This window comes from Caulobacter sp. SL161 (assembly GCF_026672375.1).
Lineage (GTDB): Bacteria > Pseudomonadota > Alphaproteobacteria > Caulobacterales > Caulobacteraceae > Caulobacter.
This window is the reverse complement of the sequence record NZ_JAPPRA010000001.1, coordinates 3609247-3625040: the sequence shown is the minus strand read 5'-3', so window position 1 is coordinate 3625040 and position 15794 is coordinate 3609247. Positions and strand designations below refer to the sequence as shown.

Sequence of the window (15794 nt, the reverse complement as noted above, 5' to 3'; positions counted from 1 at the left end):
GATACTTAGAGCGTAGGAATAGCCGAAACCGGTTCCCACTTTCGGCCTCACGCTCTAGCTGGTCGTCGACCAGAGGATCGTCTCGGCCTTCCGGGGGCGCAGATAGAAGGTGCGCTGGAAGGTGATGCTGGCCGGCATCACCAGCTTGATCGGCGAGGTGTAGACATAGCTCGCCCGCGCCAGGATCACGCTCTTGCTGGCCGGAAGCACCCCCACAGGCACGTCGGTGAGCACCGCGCCCTGGGCCGGGCAGTTGGTCATCGCGCCCGAGGCCCGCGACCAAGCCACGGTGTCCCGGCCGGTCGCGTCCGAGGTGACGCTGGCGACGCACATCCTCAGCGTGGCGGTCGGGAAGGGCGCCATGATGATACCGCCGATCGTGAAGACGTCGGCCATCTTGGTCGGCCCGGTCTGGTTGCTCTGGGCCACCAGGTCGCCGATCTGCGAGGCGATGTTCGACAGCCGGCGCTGGGCCATCATCGCCTGGGTCACTTCGGCCAGACCGCAGTACATCACGATCATCACCGGCGCGATCAGCGCGAACTCGACGGCCGACACGCCGCGCCGGTCGCGCCAGAAGCTGGAGAGGGGGCGACGACGGCTCATTGGTCGTACGGCTCGTTGGTGAACGAGGTGGCGGCGTAGATGATGCGGTTGCCGTTGGAGCTTTGCAGGCCCGTGTTCAGCATCGGGGTCACCAGCGGCCAGGTGTAGTAGGCGCGGACCACAACGATCGAACCGGAGGCGCCGGGGTTCCAGTTCATGGTGGTCGGCACGGTGGTGTTGGTCGCCGAGGCCTGGCCGGTCGAGTAGTCGGTGAAGGTGCGCACGTCGAGGCGCAGCGCGCTCGAGCACTTGGATCCCAGCCAGCTCATGCGGTTGCAGACGGCGGTCTTGAACGAGTTGGCGTTCCCGCCGGTGGTCTGAACCTCGCCGGTGCGGATGGTGCGGCCGGCGTCGATGACCGCGTTTTCAAGCGTGATCGAAACCAGAAACACCAGGCCCAGTTCGATGATGGCGAACAGCAGCATCAGGAACGGGATGGCGACCAGGGCGAACTCGACGGCGGTCGCGCCCTCGTCGGCGCGCGCAAAGCGGCCGGCCGAACGCGCCAGCCGGAGACGTGCGCGGGCGATGAGGGAGCGTGAAGCCATGCAGCGAGCAATCCTGCTTTCAACGGCACGCTAGTCGAACGATCCTAACCACAGGTTAGAACGCGCGTGTACGTGAGGCGTGCGGGCGGGGGCCTAGGGGACGCCTTGGCCCTGGCCCAGGCGCGTGCACTGGGCGGCGCAGGCGTAGTTGCTGGCCGTGGCGCCGCGATAGACGATGACGCCGCCGCCGCCGTTCTCGGAGACCACCACCTGGCGGTCGGCGAGGGGGCGGCCGTTGGCGCCGAAGGCCAGCAGGCTGGTCACGCCGGGCCGCTTGCCCAGGACGACGAGGGTGCGGTCATTGACGACGCTGACGTCGGCGATGCTGGGGTCGCCCACCACGATGTCCCGAACCGAACCGGCGAGGCTGACATACGAGGCCTGACCGGCCGAGACGGGCAGGTCGACCGACACGGCGGCGCCCGACGTCTTCGCGGAAACCGGCTCGAGCGGCAGGGTCTGAGCCCCCGCAGCGGCGCCGCAAAGGGTCGCGACGGCGGCGATGGCGAGTGAAAGACGACGCATGAGGTTTCCGATCCTGGATCCGAGCGAGCCCTAGGATCACTTTGTTTGGTCAACAAAAGACTAAAATCCACAGGCGTGCGGCCAAGCGTCGCTTGAGAAAGTCCTTGAATCAAAAGGGCTTGCCTGTGATCGCGGAGCGCATGGTTAAGAACAAATAACGGTAAATACAAATAAACCAAAAGAAAATCTCTGAAAACTATTCGCTGTTTACTGGCCATTAAGTGCAGTCGGCGAAATTGATCGTGTTTTCGGGGGTGAGCAAGTCGAACGGCTTGAGAGCCTCAAATCAACTAGATCTGGTTTAGGAGACCAAGTCATGACCAAGTTCGTCACGCGCTTCCTGAAGGATGAATCCGGCGCCACGGCCATCGAATACGGCCTGATCGTCGCCCTGATCGCCGTTGTCATCGTGACCGCCGTCACGACCCTCGGCACGAACCTGAAGACCGCCTTCACGAAGGCCGGCACCGCGGTTTCGACGGCGGCTGGCACCTAAGCCACTCGCGTCACGCTCGAAAAGAAGAGGGTCGAGGCTTCCGCCTCGGCCCTTTTCTTTATTTTCGGCCCGTCTTTACTTGCTGCTCCGCCTGCCAGACGTCGCGCGAAGAAACCATTGCTTCACGGGTGCGCCCCAGAATGAAGCGGTAAGCAACCAAGGTCTCTTCGCTCCATGCAGGCTCTTCAGATCCCGCTGCTGCTGATCTTTCCGGCCCTGGCCATCGTCGGGGCGCTGAAGGACCTTACCAGCTACACGATCCCCAACTGGATATCGCTGGCCCTGATCGCGGCCTTTGTGCCGGCCGCCCTGGTCAGCGGCGCGCCGCTGTCGCAGATCGGGCTTTGCCTGGCCGTGGGCCTCGGCGCCCTGGTGCTGGGCATGGGCATGTTCGCCGCCGGCTGGATCGGCGGGGGCGACGGCAAGCTGTTCGCGGTGTGCGCGCTGTGGCTGGGCTGGCCGGCGGCCTTGACGTTCATGCTGTACACCGGCCTTGCGGGCGGCGTCCTGACCTTCGCCATTCTGGGCCTGCGCTCGGGCTGGCTGGCGCCGGCCGTGGCGGGCGGTCCGGCCTGGCTCCGCAAATTGGGGACGACCGGCGGAGACCTGCCCTATGGCGTCGCCATCGCCGTCGGCGCCCTGGCGGCCTTTCCCCAAGGGGCTCTGGCTCTCGGAATCCTGGGTTGAGCCGCGCTCGAGGCTGACTCCTGGCGCGACAGCCTGTCGCGTGATCGATCCACGTCCCGAGCAAAACTTTTAGCAGGCGTTAACCATGCGGCGGCCACCATGGGGCGTGGCCAGAAAGGCTGACTGACGAATCGTGCGCGCTCGCCGGACCGGCGGCCGTTCGGCTCACCCTAGAGTTCCAGCCTGCTCATGAGCCCCGTTCGCCTATTGATCGTCCTGATCGCCGCGGTGTCGGCCATCGGCCTGGCCGTGGTGTTGCAGCGCGCCCTGGGCGGCGCGCCGGCCAAGCCGACGGGCCTTGTCGAGGCGCCGGGCGGCCCCGCCGCGCCGGGAAAGCCCATGACCCAGGTCCTGGTCGCCAAGCGTGACCTGCCCGTGGGCACGCGCCTGGTGGCGGCCGATGTGGGCTGGCAGGCCTGGCCCAGCGATTCGATCAACGCGGCCTTCATCACCAACGGTTCCGCGCCCGTCACGCCGGACGGCAAGGTCGAGGCGGCCAAGGCGGCCGTCGCGGCCACCGCCGACCAGATGATCGGCGGCGATCCGGCCAAGGTCGTCGAGGGCGCGATCGTCCGCGACCCGATCCTGATCGGCGAGCCCATCACGCCCCGCAAGATCGTGCGCGGCGGGGAGGGCGGTTACCTCTCGGTCGTGCTGACCCCCGGCAAGCGCGCCATGTCGGTGCCCGTGACCTCCGACACCGCCGTCGGCGGCTTCATCCTGCCGGGCGACCGCGTGGATGTGCTGTCGACCCGCGACGCTCCGGCCGCCGGCGACCAGGGCGGCAAGGTGATGATCGCCGAGACCGTGCTGCAGAACATCCGGGTGCTGGCCCTCGACCAGGCCACCGCCGCCGAGAAGGACGCCAAGTCGATCGTGGCGGCCACCGCCACCCTCGAGGTCGGCCCCGTCGAGGCCGAGGCCCTGGCCCGCGCCAAGGCCGGCGGCCCCATCACCCTGGCGTTGCGCGCCTATACCGACATGGGCGGCCCGTCGGGCGTGACCCACGCGGTGGCCGGCGACGACTCCACCGTCCGCATCAACCGCGGCGGCCAGACCACCAGCGTGGCGGTGCGTCCATGAGCCGTCCGGTGAACCTTCCTTCCGTGAAAGCCTCCATGTCCGCTTCGCGTCGTCTCCTGACGGCTTCCGTCGCCGCCCTGCTGGCGCTGACGTCGACCGCGCCGGTGTTCGCCGATGGTCCCATCGGCGGGTCCCACACCTATCGACCGCCCGCCCGCGTCACCCGCGCGCCTGCGGCGGCGCCTGCGCCGGTCATGGTCCGCGCCGAGGATCAGGTCGCCCGCATCGTGATGACCGCCGACCAGACCGCCGCGACCCTGGAGCTGGCCAAGGGCAAGTCGGCGATCGTCGAACTGCCCAGCGAGGTCCGCGACCTTCTGGTGACCAACCCGCAGATCGCCGACGCGGTGCTGCGCGACAAGCGCCGGATCTACATCGTGGGTCTGGCCGAGGGCACGACCGACGCGGCCTTCTTCGACACCGCCGGCCGCCGCATCCTGTCGCTGAGCATCCGGGTCAGCCAGCCGGTGGACCAACTGGCCGCGATGCTGGGCAAGATCCTGCCCGACGCCAAGATCAGCGTCTCGCCGATCCGCGACAGCGTGGTGCTGAGCGGCGTGGTCCGCAGCGCCTCCGAGGCCGAGAACGCGGGCCGGATCGCCGCCCAGTTCGTCGGCTCGCCCGACAAGGTGCTGAACATGATCAGCGTCGCCGGCAAGGACCAGGTGATGCTGCAGGTCCGCATCGTCGAGGTGCAGCGCAACGTTATCAAGCAGCTGGGCGTCGATCTCAATGCGGTCATCGGCCAGCTCGGCGAGACGCAGTACACCTTCGGCATGGCGCCCGGCTATGGCGTCAACGGCAGCCTGCTGGGCGGGGTGACGGGCGGTTACAAGGCTGACACCACCCAGCAGCCGCAGGTTATGCGCTACAACCCCGTCACCGACGCCTACGACCTGCCGGCCGTGGACCGCGAGAGCGATATCGCCACGATCCAGAACACCGCCGGCAGCGCCGGTCTGAATTCGGCCAAGGCCATGATCCAGGCGTTCGAGCGCGTGGGTCTGGTCCGGACCCTGGCTGAACCCAACCTCGCGGCGGTTTCGGGCGAGGCGGGCAAGTTCCTGGTCGGCGGCGAGTTTCCGGTCCCGACCGGGAGTGACACCTCCGGCAAGGTGACGATCGAGTTCAAACCCTATGGCGTGGGCCTGGGCTATACGCCGGTGGTTCTGTCGGGCGGGCGCATCTCGCTGAAGCTCTCGACGGAGGTTTCCGAGCTCAGCAGCCTGGGGGCCTTCAGCATGAGCACGGGAACAAGCTCGGGTTCTACGAACCTGACCGTCCCGGGCCTGTCGGTGCGCCGCGTCGAGAGCACCGTTGAGCTGCCCTCGGGCGGCTCGCTGATGCTGGCGGGTCTTCTGCAGCAGACCACCAAGGAAACCATCGACTCGCTGCCGGGCATGACCAGCATGCCGATCCTGGGCTCGCTGTTCCGCTCGCGCGACTTCCTGAACAACCAGACCGAACTGGTGGTCATCATCACCCCGTACATCATCGACCCGACCCGTCCGCAGAACCTGCAGACGCCGGCCGACGGTCTGCAGTTCGCCAGCGACATGAGCACGGTCCTGCTGGGCCGGCTGAACAAGGTGGTCAAGGCGCCGGCCGGCGCGAACGCGGGGCGCGCCTATCAAGGCCCCGTCGGCTATGTGATCGAGTAGGACGCCGCCATGACGCTTCGCATCCCCGTCAAGTCCGTCCTCCTCGGCGCCGCCCTGCTGGGCCTGGCCGCCTGCGCTTCGACGCCGCCCGACCAGGGGCCCAACAAGCTGGCCGCCACCGAAACCCAGCAGTGGATGGACCGCATCAAGGTCGACGCCGCGCCCGACGAGATCCTGCTGAAGCCGCACGCCTCGGGCCTGTCGGCCAACCAGTCGGCGGCCCTCGAGGCCCTGGTCTCGCGCTGGCTGGAGGCCGAGGCCCGCGAGCTGGTCGTCACCGCGCCCAACACCGCCGGGGCCATGGCCATCCAGATCCGCGACCGTCTGGCAGGCCTGGGCGCCGGTGCGCGCGTGCGCGTCGTCGGCGTTGATCAGGCCAGCGCCGAGGAAGGTGCGATCCGCGTCGGCTTCGTCCGCCACGAGGCCCGGCCGATCAAGTGCGGCCAACGCTGGGAGAACCTGGCGGCGACCCGCGACAATACCGTGTACGAGAACTTCGGTTGCGCCATGGCGGCCAATATCGCCGCCCAGGTCGCCAACCCCGAGGACCTGGTGCGGCCGCGCGACATGACGCCGGCGGATACCGGGCGTCGCGACACCGTGCTGGGCAAGTACCGCAAGGGCGAGGTCACCAGTTCGGCCAAGGACGAGCAGGCCAGCGGCGCCGTCTCGAAGGCGATCCAGTAATGCGGCCGACCGACAACGATCCCTTCGACCTGGGCTTCGACGCCGCCGACGAGTTCACGACCGGCGCGGGCGATCCCTGGCGCTCGTCCGCCCCGTCGCTGACGCCGGCGGGCGGGTTCGACGACCCGTTCGCCGACTTCCCGCCGGCCCGTCCGCGCGAGGACGCCCCGCCGCCGGCGCGCTCGTCCCAGGTCGCGCCGCCGACCACCCGGCCCACGCCCCAGGCGCGCCCGGTCCAGCCCGCCGCGCCGGCGGCGGCCGCGCCCGACTATGACGAGCGCGAGCGTGACATTCCCGCCAGCGCGCCCGTCGCGTCGGTCCCGGCCTATGACGAGCCGATCGCCGACAGCGGGATGGGCGATGCGGTGATCCCGCGCATCACCATCCACGCCTTCTGCGCCCGGCCCGAGACCGCCGCCCTGATCGAAAAGGCCGCCGCCGACCGCCGCATGTCGCGGGCGGCTGTCATCGTGCGAGACGGCGGGCTGGAAGCGGCCGTCGACTACTACCAGAACCAGCCGACGCCCTCGCTGGTCATGGTCGAAACCCTGGACGGCGCCCAGCGCCTGCTGCACCTGCTCGACAGCCTGGCCCAGGTCTGCGACCCGGGCACCAAGGTGGTCGTCGTGGGGCAGACCAACGACATCGCCCTCTATCGCGAACTGATGCGCCGGGGCGTCAGCGAGTATCTGACCCAGCCGCTGGGTCCGTTGCAGGTGATCCGCGCCGTCGGGGCGCTGTACGCCGATCCGGCCGCGCCGTTCACCGGTCGCCAGATCGCCTTCGTCGGCGCCAAGGGCGGGGTGGGGGCCTCGACCCTGGCCCACAACTTCGCCTGGTCCATGGCCGAGAAGATGCAGTCGGCCACCGTGCTGGTCGACCTGGATCTGGCCTTCGGCACCGCCGGCCTCGACTTCAACCAGGATCCGCTGCAAGGCGTGCTCGACGCGCTGAGCCAGCCTGACCGCCTGGATCCGGTGCTGATGGACCGGATGATGGTGCGCTGCGCCGATCGTCTGTCGCTGTTCGCCGCGCCGGCCTCGCTGGACGACGACTACGAGTTCGGCGCCGACGCCTTCGAGGAAGTGACCCAGAAGATCCGCGGCGCCGCCCCGTTCGTGGTGCTGGACCTGCCGCACGTCTGGAACGCTTGGAGCCGTCGGGTGCTGATCGGCTCCGACGATCTGGTGGTGGTGGCCACGCCTGACCTCGCCAGCTTGCGCAACGCCAAGAACATCATCGACCTGGTCAAGGGTTCACGCCCCAACGACGCGCCCCCGCGCCTCGTCTTGAACCAGGTGGGCGTGCCCGGCCGTCCCGAAATCCCGGTCAAGGATTTCGGCGAGGCCCTGGGCGTGCAGCCGTCGCTGGTGCTGCCCTTCGATCCCAAGCCCTATGGCCAGGCCGCCAACAACGGTCAGATGCTGGCCGAGGTGGCGCCCAAGTCCAAGGCCGCCGAAGGGCTGGAGCATTTGGCGCGGCTGATCACCCGGCGCGAGCCGCCGCCGACGCAGAAGACCTCGCTGTTCTCGGGCCTGTTCAAGAAGAAGTAGATGTTCGGCAAGCGCGATACGTCAGCCTCCGGCGATTCCAAGGCGCCGCCCCCCGCGCCCGCGGGCGGCGCGGCCATCGCTACGCGGCCCCAGCGCGTCGAGCCTGTCGCCGCCCAGGAACCCAAGGCGCCGGCTCCCAAGGTCAACGGCCCTGCGCCGAAGGCCACGGTGGGCCTGGAGCAGCTCCGCGCCGCCCAGGGGCAGCCGCAGACGGCCACCATCGTTCGTGAGCAGAGCGACTACTACCACGCCACCAAGACCACGATCTTCAACGCCCTGCTGAACACCATCGACCTGTCCCAGCTGGCTCAGCTGGACCTGAAGCAGGCCGGCGAGGAGATCCGCGACATCGTCGCCGAGCTGGTGGCGATCAAGAACGTCTCGATGTCGGTGGCCGAGCAGGAGCATCTGGTCCAGGACATCATCAACGACGTTCTCGGCTATGGCCCGCTGGAGCCGCTGCTGGCCCGCGACGACATCGCCGACATCATGGTCAACGGCGCGCACCGGGTGTTCATCGAAGTGGGCGGCAAGGTCCAGCTGACGAACGTCCGCTTCCGCGACAATCTCCAGCTGATGAACATCTGCCAGCGGATCGTCAGCCAGGTCGGCCGCCGCGTCGATGAAAGCAGCCCGATCTGCGACGCCCGCCTGCCCGACGGCAGCCGCGTCAACGTGATCGCGCCCCCCTTGGCTCTGGATGGTCCGACCCTGACCATCCGGAAGTTCAAGAAGGACAAGCTGACCATGAAGAACCTGGTGGAGTTCGCCTCCATCAGTCCCGAAGGAGCGCGGGTTCTGGGGGTCATCGGCGCCTGCCGCTGTAACCTCGTCATTTCCGGCGGCACGGGTTCGGGCAAGACGACGCTGCTCAACACCATGACCGCGTTCATCGACCCCACCGAGCGGGTCGTGACCTGCGAGGACGCGGCCGAACTGCAGCTGCAACAGCCGCACGTGGTGCGCCTGGAAACCCGTCCGCCCAATCTCGAGGGCAGCGGCGCGGTGACCATGCGCGATCTGGTCAAGAACTGTCTGCGGATGCGTCCCGAACGCATCATCGTCGGCGAAGTCCGCGGACCCGAAGCGTTCGACCTCCTGCAGGCCATGAACACCGGCCACGACGGCTCGATGGGTACGCTGCACGCCAACAGCCCGCGCGAGGCGATCAGCCGGATCGAGAGCATGATCACCATGGGCGGCTACGGCCTGCCCTCCAAGACCATCAAGGAGATGATCGTCGGCTCGGTCGACGTGATCATCCAGGCCGCCCGCCTGCGCGACGGTTCGCGCCGCATTACCCACATCACCGAGGTCGTGGGCCTGGAAGGCGACGTGATCGTCACCCAGGACCTCTTCGTCTACGAGATCACCGGCGAGGACGAGAACGGCAAGGTCGTGGGCAAGCACCGCTCGACCGGCATCGCCCGTCCGCGCTTCTGGGATCGCGCCCGCTATTACGGCCTGGAGCGCGAGCTGGCCGAAGCCCTCGACGCGGCGGAGTAGGCCATGCTTTTTGTCCTGGCCGGGATCCTGGGCTTCATCACCATCGCCGGCCTCGGCTTCGCCTTCGCCGGCGGCGACAGCGCGTCGAGCAAGGCCGCCAAGCGCGCCCAGATCATCGCCAAGGGCGGCGAGCGTCAGGCCAATGTGCGCGCCAAGGCCGCCGCCAACACCCCCGACGCGCGCCGTCAGGCCATCCTCAAGGCGCTGAAGGACCAGGATCGCAAGCAGAAGAAGGCGTCGCTGAGCATCGCCGCGCGGCTTCAGGCCGCCGGTCTGGGCGACAACGTCAAGATGTTCTGGATCGTCAGCGGGACGCTTGGCCTGTTCATCGCGATGATCATCCTGCTGCTGGGCCAGTCGCCGCTGGTGGCGCTGGGCGCGGGCTTCGCCGCCGGCGCGGGTCTGCCGCGCTGGGTGCTGGGCTTTCTGGCCAAGGGCCGAACCCAAAAGTTCACCGAGGCCTTCGCCGACGCCGTCGACATCATCGTCCGCGGCATCAAGTCGGGCCTGCCGGTCCACGACTGCCTGAAGATCATCGGCAAGGAATGCCCCGAGCCGCTGGCCGGGGAGTTCCGCATCCTGACCGAGAATGTCGCCATGGGCGTGCCGATGGATGCGGCCCTGGAGAAGATGTACGAGCGCATGCCCACCAACGAGCTGCGCTTCTTTGCGATCGTGCTGGCGATCCAGCAGAAGACCGGCGGCAACCTGGCCGAGGCCCTGGGCAATCTTTCGGCCGTGCTGCGCTCGCGCAAGCTGATGAAGGAGAAGATCAAGGCGCTGTCGGCCGAAGCCGTCGCCTCGGCCTTCATCATCGGCTGTCTGCCGCCCGGCGTCGTCACCCTGATCAGCGTCACCTCGCCGGCCTATATGGCCCCGATGTTCACCGACCCGCGCGGTCACCTGATGCTGCTGGCCAGCGCCATCTGGATGAGCATCGGCATCTTCGTGATGCGCAACATGATCAACTTCAAGTTCTGAGGGGGAGGGCCGCATGTCGCTTGTCGAGACCCTGACCAGCCCCTCGAACGTCCTGACCGCGTTCATCGCCGTGGTCGTGTTCGCCACCATCATCACCCTGGCCTCGCCGGTGATGCGCGACAACAATCTGGAGGGCCGGCTCAAGTCGGTGGCCAACCGCCGCGAGGAGCTGCGCCGCCGCTCGCGCCAGTCCATCGCCACGCGCGCCCCCGGCACGGCCGGCGGCAGCCTGCGCCACCAGGACGAGGGCCTCTACAAGAACGTCGTCGAGCGCCTGCAGCTGTCGCGCCTGCTGGAGGATCCCAAGGTCGTGGAAAAGCTGGCCCAGGCCGGTTTCCGCGGCCCAAAGCCGGTCTCGACCTTCTACTTCTTCCGGTTCGCCATGCCCTTCGCCTTCGCGGCGGGCGCGGCCTTCTATCTGTACGTGGTCAACGACTTTGGCCTGCTGCCGATGCAGAAGCTGTGCGCCTGCGTGGCGTTCCTGGCCTTGGGCTACTACGCGCCGAACGTCTACATCTCCAACGTCGCGCAGAAGCGCCGCGAGTCCATCGTGGCGGCCTTCCCGGACGCGCTGGACCTCTTGCTGATCTGCGTCGAGAGCGGCATGTCGATCGAGGCGGCCATCCAGAAGGTCGGCGCGGAAGTCGGCTCCTCGTCGATGGAACTGGCCGAGGAGCTTTCCCTGCTGACCGCCGAGCTGTCGTACCTGCCCGACCGGCGCCTGGCCTATGAGAACCTTGCCCGCCGCACCAACCATCCCGGCATCAAGTCGGTGGCCACGGCGATGATCCAGGCCGAGCGCTATGGCACGCCGCTGGGGACGGCGCTGCGGGTCATGGCCAAGGAAAACCGCGAGCTGCGGCTTTCAGCCGCTGAAAAGAAAGCCGCAGCCCTGCCGGCCCAGCTGACCGTGCCGATGATCCTGTTCTTCCTGCCGGTGCTGTTCATCATGATCCTGGGCCCGGCGATCATGAAGGTGCAGGACGCCTTCTAGTGGACGTCCGCGCCGGCCTCGTCCTGGCGTAGGTCTTGCGCTGTCTCAGCCGTTCAGTGTCGGTTTGGGACAGGTGCGATGGGCTATCATGGTAAGGGGCCTCCGATCCGCGTGTTCGCGGAGGAGGAAAAGGGGGGCGCGGCGCTTGAGATGGCGCTGATGCTGGGACTGGCGGCGTTCTTCGCCTTCACCCTGAAGGAGGTGCTGACGACGCCGCTGCTCACCACCTTCACCAAGGCGACCCAGGTGGTGAGCCAGGCCTTGGCGGGGTAGGGGGCAGTAGAGCGCGCCCTCCGTCTCGCTGTGTTTCCGCAGCGATCCACCTCCCCCGCACGCGGGGGAGGATGACCATTTCTCTTCCTTCCCCGTGTAACGGGGGAGGTGTCGCGGCGCTTGGCGCCGTGACGGAGGGGGCGTTCTAGCGCCCCCCGCCGGCCCTTACGGCGTCCCAACTGCGGGACTGACCCGCCTGGCCCACGGCGGCGCGCAGATAGGCCAGGTTGTTGGCCACCTGCTCGGGCGGCAGGTCGGCGCGGACCAGCTTCTCGGCTTCCGGCAGGCGGCCTTGCAGGCCGACCACCAGGGCCAGGTTCTGACGCACCTGGATCCCCGCCGAGGGGAGGGTCACGGCGCGGCGAAGCTGAACTTCGGCGCCGGCCAGGTCGCCCTTGGCGGCCAGATGCATCGCATGGTTGGCCATCGGGGTCGCTTCGTTGGGCGCCAGCGCGATCGCCTGGCGGTGGGCGGCCTCGGCCTCTTCGTCCCGCTCGGCCTGTTCATAGGCCACGCCCAGCAGGGTCAGCGGACGCCAGTCCTTGGGCGAGAGCGCGGCGACCTTGCGGGCCGGCTCGATCGCATAGAAGCCCTGGCCCCGGGCGATATGGGCGCGGGCCAGTTCCAGCAAGAGGCCGGTGTCGTCCGGATGGGCGATCAGCCCCTTGGTCGCGGCGACAGCGGCTTCGTCGGCGCGCCCGAGAGCCCGCAGCGCCTTGGCCAGACCCGCGCCGGCCTCGGCGTCGCCGGCGTCAACCTCGAACTCCGCGCCCCAGAAGGCGGCCTGGGCCAGCGGGTCCAGGCGGCGCGCCTCGGCCCGTTGCTGAGGCGAAGCCTTGACCGGCGCCGGCGCGGCCTTGGCGCTCGCGGCCTTGGGCGGATCGGCGGCGAAGACCGGGGTCGCCAGGACCAGGGCCATGGGGGCGAGAACGGTTGCGATGAGCGCGCGCTTGCGACACATGAAGACAAGTCTCCAGAAGGTGCGCGCATCATCCCGCGCGGGCCTCAAGGAATCGTTAAGCATAGTTTTTAAGGGTTTCGCCGATGACCGACGCCGCGCATCCGATCCTGGCCGAGACCGACGGCAAGGCGATCCCGGTGCATCCCGTCGCGGAGTCCGAGGTTGAGGCGTTCCTCGCGCGAAAGCGCGCGCCGGCAAGGACCTACGCCGCCGCCAACAAGTTTGCGGGCAAGGCCGGGCAGGTGCTGCCCATTCCCGGCGCCGGCGGGGCGATCGAGCAGGTGCTGATGGGCGTGGGCGCGGGCCGCGCCGATCTGTCGCTGCTGCGGGGTCTGGCGGGCAAGCTGCCGGCCGGCGACTACGCCCTCTCGCGCCTGCCCAAGGGGCTGGACGGCGAGCAGGCGGCCCTGGCCTTTGCGCTCGGGACCTATCGGTATGACCGCTACAAGAAGCGCGGGGAGGCGATCCCGCGTCTGGTGGCCCCCAAGGGCGTCGACGTGGCCTTCGTCACCGCCCTGGCCCACGCCTGCGCCCTGTGCCGCGACATGGTCAACACCCCGGCCAACGACATGGGGCCGCTGCAGATCGAGACCATCGCCGGCGAGATCGCCGAAAAGTACGGCGCGACCCTGTCGGTGGTGCGCGGCGATGATCTGCTGAAGGAGAACTATCCGGCCGTCCACGCCGTGGGCCGCGCCGCCGTCGACACCCGCGCGCCGCGCATGATCGAGATCGCCTGGGGCGATCCGTCCCATCCGGTGCTGGCCCTGGTGGGCAAGGGCGTGGTGTTCGACACCGGCGGTCTCGACATCAAGCCCTCGTCGGGCATGCGGCTGATGAAGAAGGACATGGGCGGCGCCGCCCACGCCCTGGCGCTGGGGCGCATGGTGATGGAGGCGAGACTCCCGGTGCGCCTGGTGATCCTCCTGCCGGTGGTCGAGAACGCCATCGCCGGCGACGCCATGCGGCCGGGCGACGTGCTGCAGACCCGGGCTGGTCTGACCGTCGAGGTCGGCAATACCGACGCCGAGGGACGGCTGATCCTGGCCGACGCCCTGACCCGCGCCGCTGAGCTGAAACCCGCCCTGACCCTGGACTTCGCCACCCTGACCGGCGCGGCGCGGGTGGCCATGGGGCCGTTCGTGATCCCGTTCTGGACGTCTGACGACACCCTGGCCGGCCAGATCGAGACCGCCTCGCGCAAGGTGTCCGATCCCCTGTGGCGCCTGCCCCTGACCGACGCCTATCGCGACGCGCTGGACAGCGACATCGCCGACCTCAAGAACGATCCCGACGGCTGGGCCCAGGCGGGCGCCACGACGGCGGCGCTGTTCCTGCAGCGCTTCGCCCCGAGCGAGGGCGGCTGGGCGCACTTCGACGTTTTCGCCTGGAACCCCAAGGGCCGCCCCGGCTATCCGGTGGGCGCCGAGGTCCAGGCCATCCGCGCGGCGTTCGCCATGCTGCAAGCCAGGTTCGCCCGATGAGCGCGCCCGACCGCCGCCTCACCCTGGTCCGCGACGGCGTGGCGGATCGCCGGCTCGAGGGCCTCGTCGCCGCCGAGCGCTTCGCCGACGTCACCCCGATGCAGGTCAGCGCGCCGATCGCTAGCCTGCGCAAGGCCCCCGAGCCGGACGCCGAGCAGGAAGATCAGCTCGTTTTCGGCGAACTGTTCGACGTGCTGTTCGAGGCCGGCGACTTCGCCTTCGGCCAGGCCCGCCGCGACCGCTATGTCGGCTATGTGCTGAGCGAGGCCCTGTCGGCGCCGGTGCTGACGCCGGATCATCGCATCGCCGTTCCGCGCACCTACGCCTTCGCCGAGCCGGACATCAAGTCGGCGATCGTGGGCCTCTACAGCCTGAACGCCCTGGTTACGGTCGAGGCGCGGGAAGGGCGGTTCGTGCGCGGCGCCCGGTCGGGCTGGTTCGTTGATCACCACCTGGCGCCCGTCGGCCGTTTCGAGACCGACTATGTCGCCGTCGCCGAGCGCTTCCTGCACGCGCCCTATCAGTGGGGTGGGCGGGAAAGCCTGGGCCTCGACTGCTCGGCCCTGGTGCAGCAGGCGCTCTATGCCTGTGGCCGGGCCTGCCCGCGCGACACCGATCTGCAGCGGGACTTTTTCCCCGAGATCTCCGAGGCCGAGCGTCGGCGTGGCGACCTCGTGTTCTGGAAGGGGCACGTGGCGATCCTGCTGGACCCCGACACCATCCTGCACGCCAACGCCCACCACATGGCCACCGCCATCGAGCCCCTGGCCGAAGCGATCGCGCGGATCGCGGCGACGCCGACCGGCGGGGTGCTGGGGTATCGGCGGGTTTAGGGGGGAGGGGGCGGCGCTTCCCTCTCTGTGTCATCCCGGAAGCGCGAAGCGCTATCCGGGACCCAGGGGGGGACAGAACGCCCTGCGCGCCGCCCCTGGGTCCCGGCTCTTCCCCCGGCTTTCGCCGGGGTGCGGCCGGGATGACACGGGAAAAGAAAAAGGCCGCGGCGCTTTCGCGTCGCGGCCTCTTCGTATCGGATGTCGAAGAGCCTTTAGGCCTTCGGCGCGGCCGGGGCGGCGGCGGCCGGAGCGGCCGGAGCAGCGCCAGCAGCAGCCGGGGCGGCGCCCTCGGCGGCCGGAGCCGCGCCTTCAGCGGCGGGCGCGGCGCCTTCGGCCGGAGCCGGGGCGGCGACCGGACGCGGCGGCGGGACCGGCAGCGTCGAACCCAGGCTGTGCATGTAGGCGATCATCGCGATGCGATCTTCGGACTTCTTCAGACCGACGAACGTCATGTTGGTGCCCGAGACGTACTTGCCCGGCGCCTTCAGGAATTCATACAGGTGGTCGTAGTCCCAGACCGGGGTCTTGGCCGCGAATTCCTTCATGCCGGTCGAGTAGTTGAAACCGGCGTGACCGGCCACCTTGCGGCCCACCACGTCCCACAGGCCAGGGCCCGTGCCGTTGGCGTTGCCCGCGTCGAACTTGTGGCAGGCGGCGCACTTGGCCGCGACGGCCTGGCCGGCGGCCACATTGGCCGGGGTCAGCACAGCGTTCCAGTCCGGCAGGACTTCAACCGCCGCCGCGCCGCCTTCGGCGCCTTCTTCCTGGACCGCGATCTCGTAGCCGGCCTTCTCGACTTCGGGCTTGGCGAAGACGATCGAGGACGCTTCCCGCAGACCGAAAATAACGAGGCCGGTCAGCAGCACGCCGCCAGCGATCTTGTTGAACGTCAGGTCGCTCATTTCAGCCTTGTCAG

Annotated in this window: 17 protein-coding genes; 12 read left to right on the top strand and 5 right to left on the bottom strand. The window is 68.8% G+C overall.

Features of this window, described 5'->3' with window-relative positions:
• Positions 1–54: 54 nt before the first annotated feature.
• The 3 genes from OVA11_RS17885 to OVA11_RS17875 form a co-directional block, all read right to left on the bottom strand.
• Positions 55–606 (bottom strand): TadE/TadG family type IV pilus assembly protein, encoded by a 552-nt coding sequence (locus OVA11_RS17885; protein ID WP_268068603.1) that lies wholly within the window; start codon positions 604–606, stop codon positions 55–57.
• Complete coding sequence (locus tag OVA11_RS17880; protein WP_268068602.1) at positions 603–1154, bottom strand: TadE/TadG family type IV pilus assembly protein; 552 nt, start codon at positions 1152–1154, stop codon at positions 603–605. The genes OVA11_RS17885 and OVA11_RS17880 overlap by 4 nt, the downstream gene beginning before the upstream one ends.
• 93 nt (positions 1155–1247) lie before the next feature.
• Positions 1248–1679 (bottom strand): pilus assembly protein N-terminal domain-containing protein, encoded by a 432-nt coding sequence (locus OVA11_RS17875; protein ID WP_268068601.1) that lies wholly within the window; start codon positions 1677–1679, stop codon positions 1248–1250.
• Between the two features lie 316 nt (positions 1680–1995).
• Here OVA11_RS17875 and OVA11_RS17870 point away from each other — a divergent pair, with 316 nt between their 5' ends.
• The 10 genes from OVA11_RS17870 (at position 1996) to OVA11_RS17825 (ending at position 11600) form a co-directional block, all read left to right on the top strand.
• The gene (locus tag OVA11_RS17870) at positions 1996–2175 is read left to right on the top strand and encodes a Flp family type IVb pilin (protein WP_268068600.1); all 180 of its coding nucleotides are present in this window, start codon (positions 1996–1998) and stop codon (positions 2173–2175) included.
• 174 nt (positions 2176–2349) lie between these two features.
• Positions 2350–2862, top strand: coding sequence for an A24 family peptidase (locus OVA11_RS17865; protein ID WP_010920784.1), 513 nt, complete (start codon positions 2350–2352; stop codon positions 2860–2862).
• A gap of 189 nt (positions 2863–3051) precedes the next feature.
• Complete coding sequence (cpaB, locus tag OVA11_RS17860) at positions 3052–3945, top strand: Flp pilus assembly protein CpaB (protein WP_268068599.1); 894 nt, start codon at positions 3052–3054, stop codon at positions 3943–3945.
• Positions 3942–5606 (top strand): type II and III secretion system protein family protein, encoded by a 1665-nt coding sequence (locus OVA11_RS17855; protein WP_268068598.1) that lies wholly within the window; start codon positions 3942–3944, stop codon positions 5604–5606. Before cpaB ends, OVA11_RS17855 begins: the two co-directional genes overlap by 4 nt.
• 9 nt (positions 5607–5615) lie before the next feature.
• Positions 5616–6293 carry a CpaD family pilus assembly protein gene (locus OVA11_RS17850; protein ID WP_268068597.1) on the top strand — a complete coding sequence of 226 codons (678 nt, stop codon included), beginning with the start codon at positions 5616–5618 and terminating at the stop codon, positions 6291–6293.
• Complete coding sequence (locus OVA11_RS17845) at positions 6293–7846, top strand: AAA family ATPase (RefSeq protein WP_268068596.1); 1554 nt, start codon at positions 6293–6295, stop codon at positions 7844–7846. Before OVA11_RS17850 ends, OVA11_RS17845 begins: the two co-directional genes overlap by 1 nt.
• Positions 7847–9352 carry a CpaF family protein gene (locus OVA11_RS17840; RefSeq protein WP_268068595.1) on the top strand — a complete coding sequence of 502 codons (1506 nt, stop codon included), beginning with the start codon at positions 7847–7849 and terminating at the stop codon, positions 9350–9352.
• Positions 9353–9355: 3 nt separating this feature from the next.
• Positions 9356–10333, top strand: coding sequence for a type II secretion system F family protein (locus tag OVA11_RS17835; RefSeq protein WP_010920778.1), 978 nt, complete (start codon positions 9356–9358; stop codon positions 10331–10333).
• Positions 10334–10346: 13 nt separating this feature from the next.
• Positions 10347–11327 (top strand): type II secretion system F family protein, encoded by a 981-nt coding sequence (locus OVA11_RS17830; protein WP_268068594.1) that lies wholly within the window; start codon positions 10347–10349, stop codon positions 11325–11327.
• Between the two features lie 78 nt (positions 11328–11405).
• Positions 11406–11600, top strand: a complete 195-nt coding sequence (locus OVA11_RS17825) for a hypothetical protein (protein ID WP_268068593.1) — start codon at positions 11406–11408, stop codon at positions 11598–11600.
• Between the two features lie 145 nt (positions 11601–11745).
• On the opposite strand, the gene OVA11_RS17820 is transcribed toward OVA11_RS17825, so the two are convergent.
• Entirely contained in the window at positions 11746–12561 is an 816-nt protein-coding gene (locus OVA11_RS17820) for a tetratricopeptide repeat protein (RefSeq protein ID WP_268068592.1), read from the bottom strand.
• Between the two features lie 83 nt (positions 12562–12644).
• Here OVA11_RS17820 and OVA11_RS17815 point away from each other — a divergent pair, with 83 nt between their 5' ends.
• Both OVA11_RS17815 and OVA11_RS17810 read left to right on the top strand, forming a co-directional pair.
• On the top strand, positions 12645–14045 hold the full coding sequence (locus tag OVA11_RS17815) for a leucyl aminopeptidase family protein (protein WP_268068591.1): 1401 nt from the start codon (positions 12645–12647) through the stop codon (positions 14043–14045).
• Positions 14042–14878, top strand: a complete 837-nt coding sequence (locus OVA11_RS17810) for a C40 family peptidase (protein ID WP_268068590.1) — start codon at positions 14042–14044, stop codon at positions 14876–14878. Before OVA11_RS17815 ends, OVA11_RS17810 begins: the two co-directional genes overlap by 4 nt.
• Before the next feature lie 212 nt (positions 14879–15090).
• On the opposite strand, the gene OVA11_RS17805 is transcribed toward OVA11_RS17810, so the two are convergent.
• Complete coding sequence (locus OVA11_RS17805; protein WP_268068589.1) at positions 15091–15780, bottom strand: c-type cytochrome; 690 nt, start codon at positions 15778–15780, stop codon at positions 15091–15093.
• Positions 15781–15794: the final 14 nt, after the last annotated feature.